The 21384-nt window shown below is 44.4% G+C and carries 19 protein-coding genes; 18 read left to right on the forward strand and 1 reads right to left on the reverse strand.

Translation table 11 applies throughout. The features are described 5' to 3' along the window. Positions 1 to 3: 3 nt before the first annotated feature. Both folD and M72_RS07780 read left to right on the forward strand, forming a co-directional pair. Entirely contained in the window at positions 4 to 849 is an 846-nt protein-coding gene (gene folD / locus M72_RS07775) for a bifunctional methylenetetrahydrofolate dehydrogenase/methenyltetrahydrofolate cyclohydrolase FolD (protein ID WP_055067811.1), read from the forward strand. A gap of 16 nt (positions 850 to 865) precedes the next feature. After that, positions 866 to 2074 carry a chitobiase/beta-hexosaminidase C-terminal domain-containing protein gene (locus M72_RS07780; protein ID WP_082413833.1) on the forward strand — a complete coding sequence of 403 codons (1209 nt, stop codon included), beginning with the start codon at positions 866 to 868 and terminating at the stop codon, positions 2072 to 2074. Positions 2075 to 2173: 99 nt separating this feature from the next. On the opposite strand, the gene M72_RS07785 is transcribed toward M72_RS07780, so the two are convergent. Next, positions 2174 to 2749: a xanthine phosphoribosyltransferase gene (locus M72_RS07785; RefSeq protein WP_022047055.1), complete on the reverse strand. Its 576-nt coding sequence runs from the start codon at positions 2747 to 2749 to the stop codon at positions 2174 to 2176. 83 nt (positions 2750 to 2832) lie between these two features. On the opposite strand from M72_RS07785, the gene rlmH reads away from it, so the two are divergent. The 16 genes from rlmH to M72_RS07865 all read left to right on the forward strand — a co-directional run bounded on the left by rlmH (position 2833) and on the right by M72_RS07865 (position 21354). Further along, a complete protein-coding gene (rlmH, locus tag M72_RS07790; protein WP_055067813.1) occupies positions 2833 to 3312 on the forward strand; it encodes a 23S rRNA (pseudouridine(1915)-N(3))-methyltransferase RlmH in 480 nt (159 codons plus the stop codon). Between the two features lie 20 nt (positions 3313 to 3332). Beyond that, positions 3333 to 4163 (forward strand): YihY/virulence factor BrkB family protein, encoded by an 831-nt coding sequence (locus M72_RS07795; RefSeq protein WP_055067814.1) that lies wholly within the window; start codon positions 3333 to 3335, stop codon positions 4161 to 4163. 88 nt (positions 4164 to 4251) lie between these two features. Continuing rightward, positions 4252 to 4485, forward strand: coding sequence for a YabP/YqfC family sporulation protein (locus M72_RS07800; RefSeq protein ID WP_022047052.1), 234 nt, complete (start codon positions 4252 to 4254; stop codon positions 4483 to 4485). Next, positions 4482 to 5714 (forward strand): sporulation protein YqfD, encoded by a 1233-nt coding sequence (locus M72_RS07805; protein ID WP_055067815.1) that lies wholly within the window; start codon positions 4482 to 4484, stop codon positions 5712 to 5714. The genes M72_RS07800 and M72_RS07805 overlap by 4 nt, the downstream gene beginning before the upstream one ends. Beyond that, on the forward strand, positions 5701 to 6702 hold the full coding sequence (locus M72_RS07810; RefSeq protein WP_055067816.1) for a PhoH family protein: 1002 nt from the start codon (positions 5701 to 5703) through the stop codon (positions 6700 to 6702). The genes M72_RS07805 and M72_RS07810 overlap by 14 nt, the downstream gene beginning before the upstream one ends. Further along, complete coding sequence (locus M72_RS07815) at positions 6699 to 7883, forward strand: hypothetical protein (protein WP_055067817.1); 1185 nt, start codon at positions 6699 to 6701, stop codon at positions 7881 to 7883. The genes M72_RS07810 and M72_RS07815 overlap by 4 nt, the downstream gene beginning before the upstream one ends. After that, positions 7880 to 8380 carry an rRNA maturation RNase YbeY gene (gene ybeY, locus M72_RS07820; RefSeq protein ID WP_022047048.1) on the forward strand — a complete coding sequence of 167 codons (501 nt, stop codon included), beginning with the start codon at positions 7880 to 7882 and terminating at the stop codon, positions 8378 to 8380. The genes M72_RS07815 and ybeY overlap by 4 nt, the downstream gene beginning before the upstream one ends. Before the next feature lie 16 nt (positions 8381 to 8396). Next, the gene (locus M72_RS07825; protein ID WP_176694773.1) at positions 8397 to 9491 is read left to right on the forward strand and encodes a DUF3048 domain-containing protein; all 1095 of its coding nucleotides are present in this window, start codon (positions 8397 to 8399) and stop codon (positions 9489 to 9491) included. A gap of 27 nt (positions 9492 to 9518) precedes the next feature. Continuing rightward, the gene (locus tag M72_RS07830) at positions 9519 to 11186 is read left to right on the forward strand and encodes a putative polysaccharide biosynthesis protein (RefSeq protein WP_055067819.1); all 1668 of its coding nucleotides are present in this window, start codon (positions 9519 to 9521) and stop codon (positions 11184 to 11186) included. Positions 11187 to 11237: 51 nt separating this feature from the next. Beyond that, on the forward strand, positions 11238 to 11594 hold the full coding sequence (locus tag M72_RS07835) for a hypothetical protein (protein WP_138345864.1): 357 nt from the start codon (positions 11238 to 11240) through the stop codon (positions 11592 to 11594). Between the two features lie 62 nt (positions 11595 to 11656). Then, a complete protein-coding gene (locus M72_RS07840; RefSeq protein ID WP_022047044.1) occupies positions 11657 to 12895 on the forward strand; it encodes a BaiN/RdsA family NAD(P)/FAD-dependent oxidoreductase in 1239 nt (412 codons plus the stop codon). Then, complete coding sequence (locus M72_RS07845; protein ID WP_055067820.1) at positions 12895 to 14493, forward strand: NAD(P)/FAD-dependent oxidoreductase; 1599 nt, start codon at positions 12895 to 12897, stop codon at positions 14491 to 14493. Before M72_RS07840 ends, M72_RS07845 begins: the two co-directional genes overlap by 1 nt. Before the next feature lie 35 nt (positions 14494 to 14528). Further along, on the forward strand, positions 14529 to 17159 hold the full coding sequence (mutS, locus tag M72_RS07850) for a DNA mismatch repair protein MutS (protein ID WP_055067821.1): 2631 nt from the start codon (positions 14529 to 14531) through the stop codon (positions 17157 to 17159). Between the two features lie 21 nt (positions 17160 to 17180). Further along, a complete protein-coding gene (gene mutL, locus M72_RS07855) occupies positions 17181 to 19118 on the forward strand; it encodes a DNA mismatch repair endonuclease MutL (protein ID WP_055067822.1) in 1938 nt (645 codons plus the stop codon). Continuing rightward, positions 19115 to 20059: a tRNA (adenosine(37)-N6)-dimethylallyltransferase MiaA gene (gene miaA, locus M72_RS07860; protein ID WP_055067823.1), complete on the forward strand. Its 945-nt coding sequence runs from the start codon at positions 19115 to 19117 to the stop codon at positions 20057 to 20059. Before mutL ends, miaA begins: the two co-directional genes overlap by 4 nt. Then, positions 20056 to 21354, forward strand: a complete 1299-nt coding sequence (locus tag M72_RS07865; protein ID WP_022047039.1) for a methionine gamma-lyase family protein — start codon at positions 20056 to 20058, stop codon at positions 21352 to 21354. The genes miaA and M72_RS07865 overlap by 4 nt, the downstream gene beginning before the upstream one ends. Positions 21355 to 21384: the final 30 nt, after the last annotated feature.

Below are 21384 nucleotides of genomic sequence, written 5' to 3' on the forward strand. Positions count from 1 at the left end.
GGCATGGCAAAGATCATAGATGGAAAGAAGATTTCAGCGGAAATCAAAGAAGAATTAAAGACAGAAGTTGCAGCATATGCAGCACAGGGGAAAACATGTGCACTTGCGGTCATTCAGGTGGGCGCAGATCCGGCATCCAGCGTATATGTCAGAAATAAAAAGAAAGCCTGTGCATATATTGGAATAGAGTCGCTTTCGTATGAACTTCCGGAAGAAACCACGGAAGAGGAACTGCTTGCATTGATTCAGAAACTGAATGACAATCCAGATGTTCATGGAATTCTGTGCCAGCTTCCACTCCCGAAACATATCTGCGAAGACCATGTGATCCAGGCAATTGATCCGCAAAAAGATGTCGATGGTTTTCACCCGCAGAATGTCGGTGCACTTGTGGTTGGGAAAAAAGGATTTGTCTCCTGCACGCCCGCCGGTATTATCCAGCTGTTAAAACGCAGCAATATTGAAATTGCCGGAAAGCACTGTGTGGTAATCGGAAGAAGCAACATTGTCGGAAAACCGATGGCGCTTCTGATGCTTCGGGAAAATGCAACGGTTACGATCTGTCATTCACGGACCGAAAATCTCAAAGAAATCTGCAAAGAGGCGGATATTCTGATTGTGGCCATTGGAAAACCACGTTATATCGGTGCCGATTATATCAAAGAAGGAGCGGTTGTCATCGATGTCGGAATTCACAGAAATGAAGAAAATAAGCTTTGCGGGGATGTCCGTTTCGAAGAGGCAGAGCAGATCGCTTCTTATATTACACCGGTTCCGGGTGGTGTTGGACCGATGACAATTGCGATGCTCATGCATAACTGTGTAGATGCCATGAAACTTTATTCATAAAACAGATAGGGGATAGATGATGAAGTGTATTTATTGCGGTGAGGAATTAAAAGAGGGGAGTCTGTACTGTCCAAAATGCGGGAAAGCCGTACAGATTGTACCGGACTACAATATTTACGATGATGATTATCTGAATCAGGTTCTTACGGAAGAATCCCAAAAGATTTCAGGTTCCAGACCGGACAGAAATAAAAAACCGGCACCTGCAGAGACAAAACATCCGGGGAAAAAACACCTCGACCCACGCCAGAAAAAAATTATCTTCCTGGTTCTCGGAATCGTATGCGTGCTTATTTTTGCCCTGTTAATTCTTGGAGCAGCAATCCGTTCCAATCATGCCAATTCCTTCGATTACCAGGTGGGACTGGCAGAGAAAGCACAAAAAGCCGGAGATACCAAAAATGCAATTGCCTGCTACGAGAATGCACTGGCACTGGACAAAAACAGTATTGAAGTCCGGCTGGCTCTGGCGGATCTGTACACCGGAGAAAACGATTATGATTCGGCACTTGTTTTATATCAGGAAGTGATCCGTGCGGACAGGAAAAACCGTCAGGCATGCAAAGGACTGATTGCCATTTATGAGAAGCAGAACAATACCGATGCCATACTTTCTCTCTCCGAGGCTGTGGATGACAGTCTGAAAGATCTTTTCGCCGATTATCAGGTAGAGGGACCACAGTTCAGTTTAAAGAGCGGAAGTTTTGAAAATGCCCAGATACTACAGATGCTTTCCACAAAAGGCTATGAAATTTATTATACGGTAGACGGGTCAGATCCAAAAGAACGCGGATTGCGATACACAGAACCTGTGAAACTGGATGAAAATAATAAAACCTATACCGTAAAAGCGGTATGTAAAAACGAAAAGGGAGTTTACAGTGAGGTAACAGAAGCAAACTATAAAATTTTAATCCCGGCACCGGATGAACCGATTGTTTCTCCGGACGGTGGAGATTTCGGCGTGGAAACTTCCGTAACGATTACCGTTCCGGACGGCTGCAGTGCTTACTATACCTGGGACGGAAGTACGCCGACTGCTGCCAGTCATCTTTATACGCAGCCGATCAAAGTTCCGGAAGGAAACAATATTCTTTCGGTTGTGATCATTGATCATACGACGAAATTAAGTTCGGATGTATATAGAGGAAATTTTATTTATTATTCACAGGACTATACAGCAGAAGATGCTATAGATGATCCTGCAGACAATGCAGAAGAATAAAATAATATAGAAATTGTTAAAAATCAAACAGGGAGTGTGATTGCCGATGCTTTATAACTGCATGGACATATCAACACTCCCTGTTGTGGAAGAGGTGGTTTAATCTTCCAGAAATTCAATCTCATCTTTTGCCATATGGCTGATTCTTGCAAGGGGATACACATCAAATCCCTGAGAAACCAGTTTTTCATGTCCCGGCTGAAATGCTTTTTCGATCAGGACACCTACACCTGCAATGGTAGCGTGCGCTTTGCGGATCAGACGGATGGCTCCGGTAGCTGCTTCTCCGTTTGCCAGAAAATCATCAATGATCAGGACATGATCTTTTTCTGAGACAAACTTAGAAGAAAGCGTCAGTTCATAACTTGTTCCTTTGGTAAAGGAAGTGACCTCTGTCTGGAACAGATTGTCGTTTAAAATCTTAGAAGGCTGTTTTTTTAAGATAATCATAGGAAGACCCATGCACATAGCTGTCATAAGAGCCGGAGCAATGCCGGAACTTTCAATGGTTGCAACCTTTGTGATGCCCTGATCTTTGAAGTGTTCCGCAAAAGCTTCCCCGATGTGCTGCATCAGTACCGGATCTACCTGATGATTGATAAAACTGTCTACTTTTAAGATATCTTCATTGACAGCAATTCCATCTTTTTTAATTCTTTCCTGTAATTCTTTCAATTTCGTTACCTCTCTTGTATTTGTTGATTACAGTATATCATTTTTTACTACAAATTGACAGAGAAATATAGTAAAATAACAACATGAAAATAACAATTATCTGCGTAGGCAAAATAAAGGAAAAATTTTATACGGAAGCCGTCAGGGAATATTCCAAACGGCTCAGCCGCTACTGTACGTTATCCATTACGGAGGTGGCGGATGAAAAGACAAAAGAACAGGCAAGCGAAACCGAAATTGCCATGGTCAAAGACCTGGAAGGGGAGCGTATTTTAAAATCCATCCGCCCGGACGGCTATGTGATTGCGCTGGCGATCGATGGAAAACAGCCGGATTCGATAGAACTTTCCCGTGAAATTGAAAAACTCGGGCTTGGCGGAGTCAGTCATATTTATTTTGTAATCGGAGGATCTCTTGGATTATCCGACAAGGTTCTTAAGCGGGCAGATGCACGACTCAGCTTTTCGAAGATGACATTCCCCCATCAGCTGATGCGTGTGATTCTGCTGGAACAGATTTATCGTTCTTACCGTATCATGCATCACGAACCATATCATAAATAAAGAAGAAAGGATCATTTGGTATGCAAAAAGCAATACGTCTGGTTACCCGGTTTTTAGCCAAATGCCAGAAAGACAAAATAAATGCTTATTCCGCACAGATCGCTTTTTTTATTATTTTATCCATCATTCCGTTTCTTATGGTGTTTTCTTCCATGCTTCAATATACCAGTATCACGGAGGATATGGTATTTGAAATCATAGAAAGAGTCATGCCGCAGTATGTTGCTCCGTTTCTGGTTACCCTTGTAAAAGAAATCTATACAAGATCCATGGGAATCATTTCGGTCACGGCAATTATTGCCATATGGTCTGCCGCAAAAGGCATTCAGTATATGGCAGATGGTCTGAATGCGGTTCACGAATTAAAAGAGACAAGAAATTGGTTTGTACTCCGATTCTGGGCGGTTATTTATACCATTGTTTTTCTGGTTGCGATTGTATTTACGCTTGTTGTGCTGGTTTTTGGAAACAGTCTGCGGCATTTAGCGGCAGATTATCTTCCGTTTATTGCACATCTCGTAAAAATAATAATCAAATTCCGGGGGCTTATCCTGTTACTTCTTCTGATCCTGTTTTTTGACGTGATTTTTACCGCACTTCCGAATACAAAGCTTACCTTTAAAAGCCAGCTTCCTGGAGCCACGGCATGTGCAGCTGCATGGTATGTTTTTTCCTTCGGGCTTTCCATCTATGTTGATTATTTTAATGGATTTTCCATGTATGGAAGCCTGACAACCATTGCCCTGATCATGCTCTGGCTGTATTTTTGCATGTATATTATGATGATGACCGTAGAATTTAATGTATTTTTGGAAGCGTACCGAAACGGATCCCTGAATTTAGAGACATAGGACGGGTTCGCTTTTCATATAGTGAAGTATGAAAAGCCATTCGAATCAAACCAGACACAAAATAAAACAGGAGCATCTCGTAGAACAAATGGAACTGCCAAAAGACATTTTCCTGGGAATGCCGCTTCTTTCCATGGAGGGGAACCGTACACTTTGTATCGTTAACCACCGTGGAATTATAAAATACTGTCCGGAGGTGATCGGAATTGCAACACAATCCTATCATATCCGGATCGTCGGAAGGAGTCTGTCCATCCGGAAATATTCGGCGGATCTTATCGAAATTTCCGGATATATGCAGGAGATCACATTTCTGCCATGATAGAAAGGTTTCTTCGATTCGTCAATGGCAGTCTTTTGGTTTGTGTATGCGGAAGCAACATTTCCCGTTTTTTAAATTTATGTGCACGTCACGAAATTATGTTCTGGAAGATACAGCCGGATTCTCCGACGCAGGTTTCTTTTTATATCCGGTTGCAGGATCTGTATGAACTGCGTCCATATCTGCGGAAAACAAAAACGAGAATCCACATCAGAAAAAGGATCGGCTTTCCGTTTTTCTGGCAGAAATACCGCGCAAGAAAACTTGGAATTTTTGTCCTTTTGTGTGTCATGGCAGGAGTCTGGGTGCTCAGTACGAGAATCTGGAGAATTGAAATCAAAGGGAATTCCTCTCTGGGAGAAGACGCCATTCTGGAATATTTAAGTGCACACAACGTTACCTATGGCATGCCGGCAAAGGAAATCGACAATGATGCACTGGAGCTGTCCCTGCGTCAGGACTTGGAACCGGTGATCTGGGCAAGTGTATACGAAACGGGAACCCGGCTGGTTGTACAGATACAGGAGAAAATTTCTTCTCACGAGGAAACGAAAGAAGCAGAGGGCACCTGTATGGATCTGGCGGCATCTGCGGATGCTACGATTGCATCGGTCATTACAAGGAGCGGGCTTGCCAAAGTGAAAAAGGGTGATAAAGTGAAAAAAGGCGATGTGCTGGTCTGTGGACGGCAGGAAATTCTGGATGATAACGGGAAAGTGCGGGAATACTATTATAAAAGCGCCGATGCCGATGTATATGGATATACGATGCATCCCTATGAGGACTGGATTTCTTCCAAAATGACAGAAAAAAAAGAAACCGGTAATAAACACAAACGATATTTTCTACAGGTTCTGAATTGGCGTCTGGTAACTCCGGCTTTGCATGCGGAGTATACATCGGAGCGTTCTGTAACGGATACCCGGCAGTTTTGCCTGCAGGACAGTTTTTATCTTCCGGTTTATTTTGGAGAAATCACAACGTCTGAGCTGCAGGAAAAGACCGTTATGCTGACAAAAGAACAGGTAAAACAGCTTGCTTTGACACATTTTTCACAATTTCTTTCGGAATTGGAAGAAAATGGGGTGCGAATTGTCGACAAAAATGTTATGATTGAACAGATAGATCAAAACTATCATATCTATGGTCAGGTAAAGGGGTGTGAAAAAATCACAACTTTAGTACCAACCGAAAGGAAACGAGAGGAACCTGTAAATGAGTCTGAATGAAGTATCGCTCCGGATACCAACGGAACATATGGCAAATGTCTTCGGACAGTTTGATGCCAATATCAAAAAAATAGAACGGACACTGGGTGTAACGGTTGTTGTACGCGATGATCAGTTGAAAATTATCGGTACTCCATCTGCCGCAAGCGGCGCACAGGAAGTGTTTGAACAGTTGTATGAGCTTGCAAAACGGGGAAATGTTATCAGCGAACAGAATGTAAACTACGCACTTGCTCTTTTGCAGGAACACAAAGGGTCTGAGATGGTAGAGATGGATAAAGATGTGATCTGTCATACCATACAGGGAAAACCGGTAAAGCCTAAAACACTCGGGCAGAAGGATTATGTAGATAATATCCGTAAAAAAATGATTGTTTTCGGGATGGGCCCTGCCGGAACCGGAAAAACATATCTGGCCATGGCCATGGCGATCACTGCGTTTAAGAATGAAGAAGTGGGACGCATCATTCTGACACGTCCGGCAATTGAAGCGGGAGAAAAACTCGGATTTCTTCCGGGAGATCTGCAGAGCAAAGTAGATCCGTATCTGCGCCCTTTATACGATGCCCTGTATCAGATTATGGGTGCGGAGTCATTTCAGAAAAATATGGAAAAAGGTCTGATTGAGGTTGCACCGCTGGCTTATATGCGTGGACGGACACTCGACAACGCATTTATTATTCTGGATGAGGCACAGAACACCACACCGGCACAGATGAAAATGTTTCTGACACGTATCGGCTTCGGCTCGAAAGCTGTGATTACCGGAGATGCCACGCAAAAAGATCTGGCCCCGGGAAGTAAATCCGGGCTGGATGTAGCACTTCGGGTTTTGAAAAATGTGGAAGAAATCGGAATCTGTAAATTAACAAGCAAAGATGTCGTCAGACATCCGCTGGTACAAAAGATTGTACAGGCTTATGATGATTATGAGTCCAGACAGAGCAGCCGGAGTGCGCGTAAGTCTGCCAGACAGGAGAAAAAATGAAACCCAAAGAGACAATAAACCTCTATCGCGTCATATCGCTTCTGGTGATCGCGCTTGTCACTTTTGGAGTGATGGGCGGGTTATGTGCCAAAAGCCACCTGTATCCGGATGAATGGCTCAGTATGTTTTTCCTGACCCTGATTTTTCTTCTGGTCTGCATTTTTGAACTGGAATATGAACGAAAGCAGAAAGGAATATCGGCAAACACACAGACAACCTTTATCCGTCTTTCCGTTACCTATACGGTCAGTGGGGGATTGATCTATGCGATCAGTTATCTTCCGGAATTTTACCGTCCGGTGATGATCCCGGTGATTCTGCTCACCGCAGTGTCAAATTCCATGGTGGCGGTGTCTTTTGGATTGTTTTTCGATCTGGTGCTGGCACTGACTGTCGGGGGAAGTTTTTATGCCCTTGCTGCTTATATGATGCTTACAATGCTTGCTGCTGTACTGGCACAGGCATTAAAAGAAAAAAAATACCGTATGGGTGTATCCCTTCTGACTTTCTTTTTCAGTCTGATGATTCCGGAACTGTTTTCCTATTTATCAACGAAAGAAATGCAGAAATATTCGCTGCTTTATGCTTTTGGAACAGCATTCCTGACTTTTCTGACAGCAGCTTTTCTGTTTCACCGGCTGCTTCATGAAGCGGATCAGGAAATTGAAAACCATCTGCTGGATATCGTGTCCGAGGATTATTCGGAGGTAAAAGCCCTCAAGGATTTTTCCATGGTGGAATACCGCCACGCAGTGAAAGTTTCAGACATTGCCTGCCGCTGTGCAAAAGAAGTGGGATACCGGGCGAACTTATGTCTTGCCGGCGGTTTTTATTACCGTATGGGGCGCTGGATCGGGGAGCCATATATCAAAAATGCGGTCAATAAGGCAGAATCCTTATGTTTTCCGGCGGAGCTGATCTCCATTCTGGCAGAATACTATGGAGAAGAGCAGCTTCCATCTTCACCGGAATCCGCTCTGGTGCATATGGTGGATGCGGTTGTGATCCGTCTGGAAGCGATGGAACAAAATGTGGGACAAAGTGTCTGGAACCGTGATATTGTAATTTATCAGACCGTGAATGATTTTTCCTCAAGTGAAATTTATGACCATTCCGGAATGAGTATGAACCAGTTTTTAAAGATTCGTGAATTTCTTGCAAAGGAGGAATTACTTCGTTGAGTTTTTATTTAGAAGAAACATGTAACATACCGTTTGATTTTGCATATGCTAAGCTTGCAGAGGATGTGATTGCCTTTTGTCTGTCCCATGAGAATTTTCCTTATGAAGCAGAAGTCAATCTGACACTTACAGACAATGAAGAAATCCATCGGATCAATCTGGAATACCGCCAGATCGACCGTCCGACGGATGTTCTTTCTTTCCCGATGCTTTCTTATGAGAAAGCCGGAGATTTTTCTTTTCTGGAAGAGGAGAGTGAAGATGATTTTAATCCGGATACGGGAGAAGTCATGCTTGGAGATATTATTATATCGGTCGATAAAGTGTTAGAACAGGCACAAAGTTACGGACACAGTCCGAAGCGTGAATTTGCATTTCTGATTGTGCACAGCATGCTTCATCTGTTTGGTTATGACCACATTGATCCGAAAGATGCGGCCATCATGGAACCCAAACAAAAACAGATACTCGAAGAGATGCATATCGTAAGAGATTAAAGAATGGATGTGTTTTATGAAAAAGAGATGGAAAATGATAGGCGTTGTCTGTGCGATTGCCATTTTATCCGCCGGATGCAAAAGTAAAGAATCGGAAGCTCCCACACCTTCATCCACACAGGATGTACCTGCAGAAACTGCCGAAACAGAATATCAGCCGGAACCGGTGGAAACCCACGAAGGAGAAGTCCGAAGTTTCTATACGGGAGAGTGGATGGATGAAAAAAAAGCAAAGAATCGTCCGGTTGCCGTCATGACAGAAAACACACACGTAACCCTTCCACAGTATGGAATCGGAAATGCGGATATTATCTATGAATGTCCGGTGGAAGGCGGCATTACCCGGCTGATGACAATTTATCAGGATTATGCTTCCCTCAAAAAAGTGGGAAATGTGCGAAGTTGTCGTCTGTATTACGTATACTTTGCCAAAGAATTTGAGGCGGTTTATTTTCATGCAGGCGAAAGTAAATATGCACTTGATGTTTTAAATAGTTCATTCATTGACAATGTGGATGGAATTACGGGAAAAGGCGGAGCCTTTTATTACCGGGACAATAGCCGCAGGGCACCGCATAATCTGTATACAACCGGAGAAAATTTAGCCTCTGCCATGAAGACATACGGGTATGATACAAAGCTTCCGGAAAATTATACATCTCATTATCGTTTTACAACAGAAGATTCCCAAAATCTGCTGGATCAGGGAGAAGTTGCGAAAAAAGTATCCTTATACTATGTTGACGCGAAGCCCTGGTTTGTATACAATGAAACGGATGGTCTGTATTACCGCTATGAATTTGGTGATAAACAGATTGACGGTTCTACCGGAGAACAGCTTGCTGTGAAAAATATCATTTTACAGAATTGTTACAGCAACCTGAAAGATTCCAAAAACGGAACGTTAGATATCGATTATCTTTCCGGTGGATCAGGAATGTACATCACAAACGGAAAAGCTGTCCCGATTACATGGAAAAGAGCATCCGCAAATGATATTACACATTATTATACACAGGATGGTCAGGAAATTATTTTAAATCCCGGAAAGACATGGGTAGAGATCGTCGAAAACAGCCGTGCATCCCAAAATAAAATCAGCGCGGAATAAAAGAAACAAAAGCATTGAGGTTAGAAGATGGGTAAATCAAAGAATAACGGAACAAATTTTCTGGTTCAGGGATCAATTCTTGCGGTCGCGTCAATTATAAGCAGAATCATCGGACTGGTGTATCGTATTCCATTGAACAATATTCTGGGCGATGTAGGAATCAGTTATTATGCCTGTGCATTTGACGTGTACAACGTGATTTTGATTATTTCATCCTACAGTCTGCCACAGGCAGTGTCAAAGACGGTTTCCGCGAAAGCGGCCAAAGGGCGGTACCGGTCGGTATATCAGGTATTAAAAGGTGCACTTCTTTTTGCGCTGGTATCGGGATTTGTGGCATCGCTTGTCGTATTTTTCGGAGCCGAATTTTTTACCGGAACACTCTTAAAAACACCATACAGTGTGTTTGCACTTAAAATTTTAGGACCGGCACTGGTTGTTGTTGCGGTTCTTGGCGTTTTGCGTGGATTTTTCCAGGGACTTGGCACGATGATGCCAAGTGCCATTTCACAGATCATTGAACAGATTGTCAATGCCATCATCAGTGTATGGGCAGCTTATGTTCTGTATCGCTACGGAACAAAGATCGGAGCGGTTCTCGGTGATACCGAACATTACGGGCCTGCATACGGTGCAGCCGGAGGCACATTGGGAACGAACCTTGGATCTGTCGCTGCGCTGATTTTTGTACTTTTCGTATTTTTTGCTTATATGCATGTCTTTAAGCGAAGAATGAGACGGGAAAAAGGCGTTAAGGTAGAGCCATTTGCCTATACCATGAAGATCCTCATTATCACAATTGTTCCGGTTCTTTTAAGTACAACTGTTTACAATATCAGCAGTATCATTGACCAGAGTATTTTCAAAAATGTTGCGTTATTGCAGGGATACTCTGAAAACAAGATTGATGTATGGTGGGGCGTTTTTTCCGGAAAATATAAACTGCTGATCAATGTTCCGATTTCCATTGCCTCCGCGATGGCTGCCTCTTGCGTGCCGACACTGACGATGTCCTTTGCACAGAAAGATATGAAAAAAGTCAGGGAACAGATCAATTCTGCCATGCGTTTTATCATGGTGATTTCTTTCCCTTGTGCCATAGGACTTGCTGTATTGGGAGAGCCGATCTGTCGTCTGCTTTTCCCGGGAACGGCACAGACGGCACCTATGGCAGGTACCATGATGTGGGTTGGGGCAATGGCGGTTGTGTTTTATGCAATGTCTACGCTTTCAAACGGACTGCTGCAGGGCATTGACCGGTTAAAGATTCCGGTTATCAATGCAGCGGTTTCGCTTGTCGCTCATGTGATCGTACTGATTATACTGATGCTGTTTTTCCGCATGAATATCTATGCGGTCATTATCGCAAATATGTTCTTTGCGTTTTTAATGTGTATTATGAATGCGCTGGCAATACGAAAATACAGCGGCTATCATCAGGAAATTCACAAAACATTTATTGTGCCGGGAATTTCCTCGGTTATTATGGGAATTATTACCTATATCGTCTATCATGGCAGCTATGCGGTTTTAAAAATCAATGCGGTATCTGCCATGCTTGCAATTCTTGCAGCGGTTATCGTATATGCAGTTGTCTTACTGTTACTGCACGGACTGACCGAAGAGGAGATTAAAAAATTCCCGAAAGGAACTCTGATTGTCCGGGTTGCAAAAAAAATACATTTATTAAAGTAAATGGTATAAAACGGAAATAAAATGCAGATGCTACTGTTAGAAGGTGATGATATGAATCAAAAAACAGGCATCTGCATTCTTCTTTGTCTGGTTCTGCTGCTGGTCTTTGGCATCTGGTATCAGAAAAGAGGTGTAGAAAATACAAAAAATACCCAAGAACAATATGCATCCGAAACAGAGCACACCGTTTTGACCGGAACTCCTTACAAAGAAACGGAAAATGCCTATATTATCCGTACACAGGACAGCCGGCTGGTTGTTTTTTTACCGGATGGAAAAACCGTATATATGGAAACCGGGATTCGAAGTGAGAATTTAAGTCAAAAACTGCAGAAACAGGCGGAAAATGGCATTGGATTTGCAGATGAAGAGAGCCTTTTTGACTTTTTGGAAAGCTATTCGAGTTGAATATTTTATACCCATATGATAAAATATTTAACTGGTTTAACAGATAAAATGACAGGTGGACTATGGATAAGAAAAAATCAAAACAACAGGATGTGCTCGTGATTGGCGCCGGAGCTTCCGGCATGATGACCGCAATTACGGCCGCAAGACGTGGATTGTCCGTTACCGTCTTAGAACATATGGATAAGCCGGGGAAAAAAATTCTGGCAACCGGAAACGGAAAATGTAATTTTACAAATCTTAAGATGTCTCCCCGGTGTTATTACGGAGACCACGGACTGGTACAGGAAATTTTAAAGCAGTTTACAGTGGAAGATACCCTTGCGTTTTTCCGGGAGATCGGCATCTGGCCAAAAGAAAAGAACGGATATGTATACCCAAACTCCGGACAGGCTTCTTCCGTTGCGGATGCGCTGTCCGCGGAAATGAAACGAAGCGGAGTTTCCCTGGTCACTTCCTGTGACATCCGGCAGCTTTGTGAGACAAAATACGGATTTGAGGTACGGACATCCATGGGAACGTATTGTTCCCACAATCTTGTTTTTGCAACAGGTCTTCGTGCTGCACCGAAATCCGGAAGCGATGGATCCATGATTTCGCTGATAAAATCGTTTGGGCACCGGTTTGAGCCGATTTTGCCGGCACTGTGTGGATTTGAGGCAGAAGGAATGGAATTTTCCAAAGTATCCGGAGTCCGCACGGACGCACTCCTGTCTTTGTACATAGATGGACAGAACTGCAAACAGGAACGGGGAGAACTGCAGCTTGCAGATTACGGGATTTCCGGTATTCCGGTATTTCAGGTCAGCAGTCCGGCCTCGAAAGCACTGTATCAGAAAAAACAGGCAGAACTTACCATCAATTTTCTGCCGGATTTTTCCGAAGATATGCTTGCGCAGGAACTGCAGCGCAGATTTTCACGGGATGCCGGGATACAGGATGCCGCAGAATCACTTCGTGGGCTTTTAAACCATAAACTGATTCCGGTTATACTTAAGGCAGCAGGCATTCCGGTTCATGAACACACGGAACGGATTTCCCAAAAGCAGATCGAAACGCTCAGCAGACAGATACAGACATTTCCTGTCCGCTTAAAAAAGGTAAGGGATTTTTCTGCTGCACAGGTGTGCACAGGGGGAATCCACACGGAAGAAATCCACACAGATACGCTGGAATCACGGATTGTCCCGGGCATCTATTTCGTTGGTGAACTTTTGGATGTCGATGGAATCTGTGGGGGATATAATTTGCAATGGGCATGGTCCAGCGGACATGTCGCAGGAAGTAAAGTAGGTTCATAATGATTAAAATCAATCAGTTAAAGCTTCCAGTAGGACATTCCCAAAAAGATCTGGAAGATAAAATCAGAAAAACACTTCGTATTCCATCGAAAGAAACATTTCATTACGAGGTGATGCGGCGTTCCCTCGATGCACGGAAAAAGCCGTCATTGTTTTATGTATATTGCATCTATGTAACGATCCGTCAGGAAAACAGCATCGTAAAAAAACTGCATCAGCCTTCCGTCAGCTTTGTGACAGAAACCGGTTACCGTTTTTCGGAAATGGGGCATGAGCGTTTAAACCGGCGTCCGGTGATTGTGGGAGCCGGTCCCTGTGGTCTTTTTGCAGCCTGGCAGCTGACACTTGCAGGATATGCGCCGCTTATTTTAGAGCGCGGAAAACAGGTAGAAGACCGCAGTGCGGACGTTGAACGCTTCTGGGAAACCGGTATTCTGCAGCCGGATTCCAATGTACAGTTTGGAGAAGGTGGGGCAGGAACCTTTTCCGATGGAAAATTAAACACGGTGGTGAAGGATCCGTCCGGAAGAAACCGTTATGTACTGGAAACATTCGTAAAATTTGGGGCACCATCGGACATTCTTTATGATGCAAAACCACATATCGGAACCGATATTCTGGCGAAGGTGATCAAAAATATGAGGGATTACCTGATCAAACACGGTGCGGAGTTTCGTTTTCAGACCTGTTTAAAAGACATTCAGATAAAAGAAAATGCACTGCATGCACTTGTGACGGAGGATGATACGGTGATTCCTGCCGATGTTGCCATTCTTGCACTTGGACACAGTGCAAGGGATACCTTTACGATGCTGCACCGGCACCAGCTTCCGATGGAAGCTAAAAATTTTGCCGTGGGATTCCGCGTGGAACATCCCCAGCAGATGATCGATGATGTCATGTACGGAAACGGAAAAAGAAACGCCCTGCGGCTTCCTGCCGCACCTTATAAGGTGACGTCCAATTTTCCAAACGGACGCGGGGTATATTCTTTTTGCATGTGTCCGGGCGGTTATGTCGTAAATGCTTCCTCCATGAAGGAAAAAACCTGTGTCAATGGTATGAGTTATTCGGGCAGAAGTGGGAAAAACGCAAATTCTGCCATTATTGTTTCGGTTTCCCCTGCCGATTACGGAGCACAGGATCCACTTGATGGCATGCACTTTCAGGAAACACTCGAACATAAAACGTATCAGCTGGGAAACGGAAAGATTCCGCAGCAGCTGTTTGGCGATTACCGGCAGAATATTGCAAGCCAAGGATATGGAGATTTTAATTCCCAGACAAAAGGGCAGACCTGCTTTGCAAATCTCAGAGGTCTGATGACAGAGGACATGGAACATTCCTTTTTGCTTGGAATGGAACATTTTTCGAACATTATTCCGCAGTTTGACCGGTCTGATGCGATTCTTTCCGGCATGGAAACACGCACCTCATCTCCGGTGCGGATCATGCGGGATACAAATGGAGAGAGCCGTGTGCACGGAATTTATCCGGGTGGAGAAGGCGCAGGATATGCGGGAGGCATTATGTCGGCAGCGATGGACGGTCTGCGTCTGGCTGATGATGTGATGAAACGTTATCATCCGGTTTATTAGAAAGAGAGAAAAAAGTGAAACAAGAAGTAACACCAATGATGCAGCATTATCTGCAGACAAAAGAAGAATACAAAGACTGTATCCTGTTTTACCGTCTGGGTGATTTTTATGAAATGTTTTTCGAGGATGCCAAAACAGTTTCAAAGGAACTCGAACTGACGCTGACAGGAAAAAGCTGTGGACTGGAAGAACGGGCACCGATGTGCGGGGTTCCGTTTCATGCCGCAGACGGATATATCAACCGGCTGGTCAAAAAAGGATACAAAGTAGCAATCTGTGAACAGGTGGAAGATCCGAAACTGGCAAAAGGAATTGTCAAACGGGAAGTCATCCGTGTAGTCACTCCGGGAACAAACATTGATATGCAGTCGTTAGACGAGGCAAAAAACAATTATCTCATGTGTATCGTATATATCGGGGATAAATACGGCATTGCGACGACCGACGTTACGACCGGAGATTTCTTTGTAACGGAAGTGGACAGTGAACGAAAACTGTTGGATGAGCTGAATCGTTTCAGTCCGACAGAAATCATCTGCAACGAGCCGTTTTATATGAGCGGGGTAAATATCGATGATATGAAGGAGCGCATGGGAATTGCGGTATCCGCCCTGGATTCCTGGTATTTCGGGGATGATCTGGCAAAGGAAACGCTGTTGTCCCATTTTCATGTACAGAGTCTGGAAGGGCTGGGACTGATGGATTACGACTGTGGTGTGATTGCCTCCGCGGCATTACTGAAATATCTGTATGAAACACAAAAGAACACCCTTTCTAATATTTTGGAACTCCGTCCGTATTCCATCGGGAAATATATGATCATTGACAGTTCCTCCCGGAGAAATCTCGAACTGGTAGAGACCATGCGGGAAAAACAAAAGCGTGGTTCCCTGCTCTGGGTACTGGATAAGACAAAGACGGCAATGGGTGCCAGACTTCTGCGATCTTACGTGGAACAGCCGCTGATCGACAAAACAGAGATATTAAAACGGCAGGAACTGATTACAAATTTAAATGATCAGGAGATCACCCGGGAAGAATTGCGGGAATATTTAGGACCAATATATGATCTGGAACGTCTGATTACCAGAATTACATACCAGACCGCCAATCCGCGGGATATGATTGCTTTTTGCAATTCTTTAGAAATGCTGCCTCCGATTAAAACACTGCTTGAGGATTTAAAGGGAGAGCTTGCCACCGGAATCCGGGAACATTTTGACTGTCTGGAAGATCTGTGTGCACTTTTGAAGTCTTCCATCAACGATGATCCTCCGATTTCCGTACGTGACGGCAACATCATAAAAACCGGATACAATGAGGAAGTGGACCGGCTGCGGAACGCATCAACGGATGGAAAGAAATGGCTGGCAGACTTAGAGGGCAAAGAACGCGAAAAGACTGGAATTAAGAACCTGCGTATCAAATACAACAAAGTGTTTGGATATTATCTGGAAGTGACCAATTCCTTTAAGGATCAGGTGCCGGATTACTATGTGAGAAAGCAGACACTGACCAATGCCGAGCGCTATATTACGCCGGAATTAAAAGAACTCGAAGATACGATTCTCGGTTCCCAGGATCGTCTGGTCGAATTAGAATACGATCTGTTCCGCCAGATCCGGGATACCATCGCGGATAATGTTGCACGTATTCAGGCAACCGCACGGGCAGTGGCGCAGATTGATGTGTTTGTTTCCCTGGCACTTGTGGCAGGACAGAATAATTACTGCAAACCAAAGATCAACGAATCCGGCGTGATTGATATCAAAGGCGGCCGTCATCCGGTTGTCGAAAAAATGATTGTCAATGATATGTTTATAGACAATGACACGTATCTGGACAATCACAATAACCGGATTTCCATCATTACCGGTCCGAATATGGCAGGAAAATCTACCTATATGCGCCAGAGCGCACTGATCGTTCTGATGGCACAGATTGGAAGCTTTGTTCCGGCAGAATCTGCCAACATTGGAATTGTGGACCGGATTTTCACGCGTGTCGGGGCTTCAGATGATCTGGCAAGCGGGCAGAGTACCTTTATGGTAGAAATGAATGAAGTGGCAAATATTCTCCGCAATGCCACGGCGAATTCCCTTCTGATTCTGGATGAAATCGGACGCGGAACCAGTACTTTCGACGGACTCAGCATTGCCTGGGCGGTTGTCGAATATATCAGCAATCCCAAATTACTGGGAGCAAAAACACTGTTTGCCACACATTATCATGAACTGACGGAACTGGAAGGAAAATTAAACAGTGTCAATAATTACTGTATTGCGGTCAAGGAAAAAGGTGACGACATCGTCTTTTTGCGCAAGATTGTAAAGGGCGGCGCAGACAAAAGTTATGGAATACAGGTTGCTAAACTGGCAGGGATTCCGGAACTTGTGATTAACCGTGCAAAAGACATTGTAAACCAGCTTTCTGCAAACGATATTACGGAAACGGTGAAAAATATATCCGTGGAAGGACAAGCCTCCGGCAAAAAGAAAAAACCGCATCTCGATGAGGTGGATCTGACACAGATGTCATTGTTTGACACCGTAAAAGATGACGATATCATTCAGGAACTGCGGGACGTGGATATCAGCCACATGACCCCGATGGATGCACTCAATAAACTGTATGAACTTCAGAACAAAGTAAAAAACCGCTGGTAGGATATAAAAAAGGAAAAACGAATGAGCAAAATTGCGTTATTAAGTCAGGAGACAATTGATAAGATTGCAGCAGGAGAGGTCGTGGAACGCCCGAGTTCTGTGGTAAAGGAGCTTGTGGAAAACGCCATTGATGCAGGGGCATCCGCCATTACCGTGGAGATCAAAGAAGGGGGCATTTCTCTGATCCGCATCACGGACAATGGATGCGGAATTCCAAAAGAAGAAGTTCCACTGGCCTTTTTGCGGCATTCAACCAGCAAAATCCGCAGTGCAGAAGATCTGATGTGTGTACATTCTTTAGGATTCCGTGGGGAAGCACTCTCCAGCATTGCTGCTGTTTCCAGAGTGGAAATGATCACCAAACCAGCCGATGCCCTGACCGGCACCCGGTACGTGATCGAAGGCTCAAAAGAAATTGCAGACGAAGAAATCGGTGCTCCCGATGGCACAACATTTCTGGTCCGGGATCTGTTTTACAATACCCCTGCCAGACGCAAATTTTTAAAGACGGCACAGACAGAGGGCACCTACATCAGTGACATGCTGGAAAAACTTGCCCTGTCCCATCCGGATATTTCTTTTAAATATATCAACAATAACCAGACAAGACTGCACACTTCCGGAAACGGGAAAAAACGGGATCTCATTTACCATATTTACGGACGTGAGATTGCGGCGGCACTGTTAGAGGTAAACTACAAGGGAGAATATTTCTCCCTTTCCGGCTATATTGGAAAACCTGTGATTAACCGCGGAAACCGGAATTACGAAAACTATTTTATCAATGGACGCTACATCAAAAGTTCTCTGCTTTCCAGATCGATAGAAGAGGCTTATCATAATTTCCTGATGCAGCACCAGTATCCGTTTACAGTTTTGTATTTCACATTTCCGGAGGATACCCTAGATGTGAATGTGCATCCGACAAAAATGGAACTGCGGTTTGGACACAATCAGGAAATTTACAAAGAATTGTGTGATGTTCTCTTCGGACTGCTTTCCCATAAGGAACTGATTCCGGAAGTCCCGGTAGATGAAGCAGAACATAAAAAAAAGAATCTTCCCCCGGCATACAAAGAACCGATTCCGGAACCATTTGAAAAGCGCAGAATCAATGAAATCCGACAGCAGCATCACCAGCCTCCGATTCCGGAAAAACCGGTTTCTCCTGTGGCTTCGCCTGTGCCATCAAAAAAAACACCGGCATTTGAGCCGTATTTGCCACAGCATCCGGATAAAACCATGGTGCGGGAATCCTTTGACCCGTTTCCAAAGCGGGAGGAATCCGTCCCTCCTGCAGATCTTTGCAGAAAACAACCGGCTGGCGAACAGATGACTCTTGCCGCTGCTTCACCGGAATTTTTAACGGATGATGCCCGCAAAAAGCACCGGATCATCGGGCAGTTGTTTCAAACCTACTGGCTGATCGAATACGAGGATAAATTGTATATCATGGATCAGCATGCGGCACATGAAAAGGTACTTTTTGAACGGATGATGGCAAAATTAAAAGAAAAAGAATTTACATCCCAGGCAGTCAGCCCGCCCATTGTGCTGAGTCTGGATGCCCATGAGCAGGAAATGTTAGAGACGTATCTGCCGGAAATCAAAAAATTCGGGTATGAGATCGAAAATTTCGGTGGCAGAGAATATATGATCTCTGCCGTACCGGATAATCTGTACCATATTGACATGAAAGATCTGTTTATCGAAATGCTTGATGATTTTTCCAACCTGACCGGACGGCAGACACCGGAACTGATACTGGAAAAAGTAGCCACCATGTCCTGCAAGGCAGCGGTAAAGGGAAATCATAGACTGAGCCTGCCGGAAGTGGATGCACTCATGACGGAATTGCTGACGCTGGAAAATCCGTTTTGCTGTCCACACGGCCGGCCAACCATCATTTCCATGTCAAAATACGAAATAGAGAAAAAATTTAAGAGGATTGTTTCATGAAACCACTTGTCATTCTTGCAGGTCCCACAGCCGTCGGGAAAACCGCTTTATCAATAAAACTTGCAAAAAAAATAAACGGCGCCGTTATTTCCGCGGATTCGATGCAGGTATATAAACACATGGATATCGGTTCTGCAAAAGTTATGCCGGAAGAGATGAAAGGGATACCCCATTATCTGATCGATGTGTTAGAGCCGTCCGAAGAGTTTAATATTGTCCGTTTTCAGCAGATGGCAAAAGAGGTCCTGCAGCAGATCTATGCCGCCGGACAGATCCCGATTATCGCCGGCGGAACCGGATTTTACATCCAGTCCCTGTTGTACGACATAGACTTTTCCAAAGAGGAATCCGATACGGCATACCGTACAGAACTTACGGCATTTGCAAAAGAATACGGGGCGCATGCCCTGCATGAAAAATTAAAAGAAATTGATCCGGTTTCTTATGAAACCATTCATGAAAATAATATCAAACGGGTCATCCGTGCACTGGAATTTTACCATCAGAATCATACGCCGATTTCCGCACACAACGAAAAAGAACATCAGAAAACATCTCCGTATCGTTTTGCATATTTTGTACTGACGGACGAACGGGAAAAATTATACCGGCGCATTGATCAGCGCGTGGACTTAATGATGGAGCAGGGACTTCTTACAGAAGTAAAAACGCTGTATGATATGGGATGCCGCAAAGATATGGTTTCCATGCAGGGACTGGGATACAAAGAAATTTTAGATTATCTGGACGGCAGCTGCTCCCTTGAGGAAGCGGTGTATGTGATCAAACGGGAAACCAGACATTTTGCGAAACGGCAGCTTACCTGGTTTCGCCGGGAAAAGGATGTCATCTGGCTGGACAAATCCGAATTCAATGACCGGGAAGATCAGATGTTACAGAAAATGACGGATGTTTTACACGAGAAAGGAATCATACAATGAATCAGTTACTGGAAGAAAAATATAAAGAACTTGGAATTTCCGAGAAAGTTTATGCATTTGGCGAAAAAATCGAACAGGAATTAAAAGAGCGTTTTGAAAAGATTGATGCAAATGCGGAATACAATCAGATGAAAGTCATTGCAGCCATGCAGAAAAACCGTGTGAGTGCAGAATGTTTTAATATTTCGAGCGGATACGGATATAATGATATGGGAAGAGATACTTTAGAGCGGGTATATGCAGACTGTTTTGGCGGGGAAGATGCGCTGGTCCGTCCACAGATCACCTGTGGAACCCATGCACTTGCGCTCGCTCTGATGTCCAATCTGCGTCCGGGCGATGAGCTTCTTTCTCCGGTCGGAAAACCGTACGACACTCTGGAAGAAGTAATTGGCATCCGCCCATCCAAAGGTTCCCTTGCCGAATACGGAATCACTTATTCCCAGGTGGATCTGCTGCCGGACGGTTCATTTGATTACGATGGAATCCGGAATGCAATCCATGAAAACACCCGCCTGGTAACCATCCAGCGCTCTAAGGGATACCAGACACGTCCAACGCTGTCGGTCGAGCGGATTGGGGAACTGATCACATTTATCAAAAATATCAAACCGGATGTCATCTGTATGGTTGACAATTGTTACGGAGAGTTTGTGGAAGACCGGGAGCCACTTGCAGTGGGAGCGGATATGATGGTCGGTTCTCTGATTAAAAACCCGGGAGGCGGCCTTGCTCCGATTGGCGGATACATTGTCGGTAAAAAGGAATGTGTGGAAAATGCGGCATATCGCCTGACTTCCCCTGGACTCGGAAAAGAAGTAGGAGCTTCGCTTGGTGTGATCCAGTCCTTTTATCAGGGCCTCTTTCTTGCACCGACCGTTGTAAGCGGTGCCTTAAAGGGAGCCATTTTTGCGGCAGATATTTATGAAAAACTGGGGTATAAAGTGGTTCCGGACAGTACCGAAAGCCGCCATGACATTATTCAGGCTGTGGAATTTCAAAACCGGGATGCCATGATTGCTTTCTGTGAAGGAATTCAGGCTGCTGCACCGGTAGACAGCTATGTCACTCCGGAGCCATGGGCAATGCCTGGTTATGACTGTGACGTTATTATGGCAGCAGGTGCATTCGTACAGGGTTCTTCCATCGAACTTTCCGCAGATGGCCCGGTGAAACCGCCATATGCCGTTTATTTTCAGGGGGGTCTGACATGGTACCATGCGAAGCTTGGAATTCTCATGTCTTTACAGAAACTTTATGAACGTAACCTTGTTAATATAGATGAACTGTGCTAAAATAATATGAGTTTTCATGTGGCTTCGGAA

Source organism: Roseburia faecis (assembly GCF_001406815.1).
Lineage (GTDB): Bacteria > Bacillota > Clostridia > Lachnospirales > Lachnospiraceae > Roseburia > Roseburia faecis.

What these genes read in the sequence shown, in the direction of transcription:
- folD (WP_055067811.1), top strand. Translation starts at nt 4, where the DNA reads ATGGCAAAGATCATAGATGGAAAGAAGATTTCAGCGGAAATCAAAGAA.
- M72_RS07780 (WP_082413833.1), top strand. Translation starts at nt 866, where the DNA reads ATGATGAAGTGTATTTATTGCGGTGAGGAATTAAAAGAGGGGAGTCTG.
- rlmH (WP_055067813.1), top strand. Translation starts at nt 2,833, where the DNA reads ATGAAAATAACAATTATCTGCGTAGGCAAAATAAAGGAAAAATTTTAT.
- M72_RS07795 (WP_055067814.1), top strand. Translation starts at nt 3,333, where the DNA reads ATGCAAAAAGCAATACGTCTGGTTACCCGGTTTTTAGCCAAATGCCAG.
- M72_RS07800 (WP_022047052.1), top strand. Translation starts at nt 4,252, where the DNA reads ATGGAACTGCCAAAAGACATTTTCCTGGGAATGCCGCTTCTTTCCATG.
- M72_RS07805 (WP_055067815.1), top strand. Translation starts at nt 4,482, where the DNA reads ATGATAGAAAGGTTTCTTCGATTCGTCAATGGCAGTCTTTTGGTTTGT.
- M72_RS07810 (WP_055067816.1), top strand. Translation starts at nt 5,701, where the DNA reads ATGAGTCTGAATGAAGTATCGCTCCGGATACCAACGGAACATATGGCA.
- M72_RS07815 (WP_055067817.1), top strand. Translation starts at nt 6,699, where the DNA reads ATGAAACCCAAAGAGACAATAAACCTCTATCGCGTCATATCGCTTCTG.
- M72_RS07825 (WP_176694773.1), top strand. Translation starts at nt 8,397, where the DNA reads ATGAAAAAGAGATGGAAAATGATAGGCGTTGTCTGTGCGATTGCCATT.
- M72_RS07830 (WP_055067819.1), top strand. Translation starts at nt 9,519, where the DNA reads ATGGGTAAATCAAAGAATAACGGAACAAATTTTCTGGTTCAGGGATCA.
- M72_RS07835 (WP_138345864.1), top strand. Translation starts at nt 11,238, where the DNA reads ATGAATCAAAAAACAGGCATCTGCATTCTTCTTTGTCTGGTTCTGCTG.
- M72_RS07840 (WP_022047044.1), top strand. Translation starts at nt 11,657, where the DNA reads ATGGATAAGAAAAAATCAAAACAACAGGATGTGCTCGTGATTGGCGCC.
- M72_RS07845 (WP_055067820.1), top strand. Translation starts at nt 12,895, where the DNA reads ATGATTAAAATCAATCAGTTAAAGCTTCCAGTAGGACATTCCCAAAAA.
- mutS (WP_055067821.1), top strand. Translation starts at nt 14,529, where the DNA reads ATGATGCAGCATTATCTGCAGACAAAAGAAGAATACAAAGACTGTATC.
- mutL (WP_055067822.1), top strand. Translation starts at nt 17,181, where the DNA reads ATGAGCAAAATTGCGTTATTAAGTCAGGAGACAATTGATAAGATTGCA.
- miaA (WP_055067823.1), top strand. Translation starts at nt 19,115, where the DNA reads ATGAAACCACTTGTCATTCTTGCAGGTCCCACAGCCGTCGGGAAAACC.
- M72_RS07865 (WP_022047039.1), top strand. Translation starts at nt 20,056, where the DNA reads ATGAATCAGTTACTGGAAGAAAAATATAAAGAACTTGGAATTTCCGAG.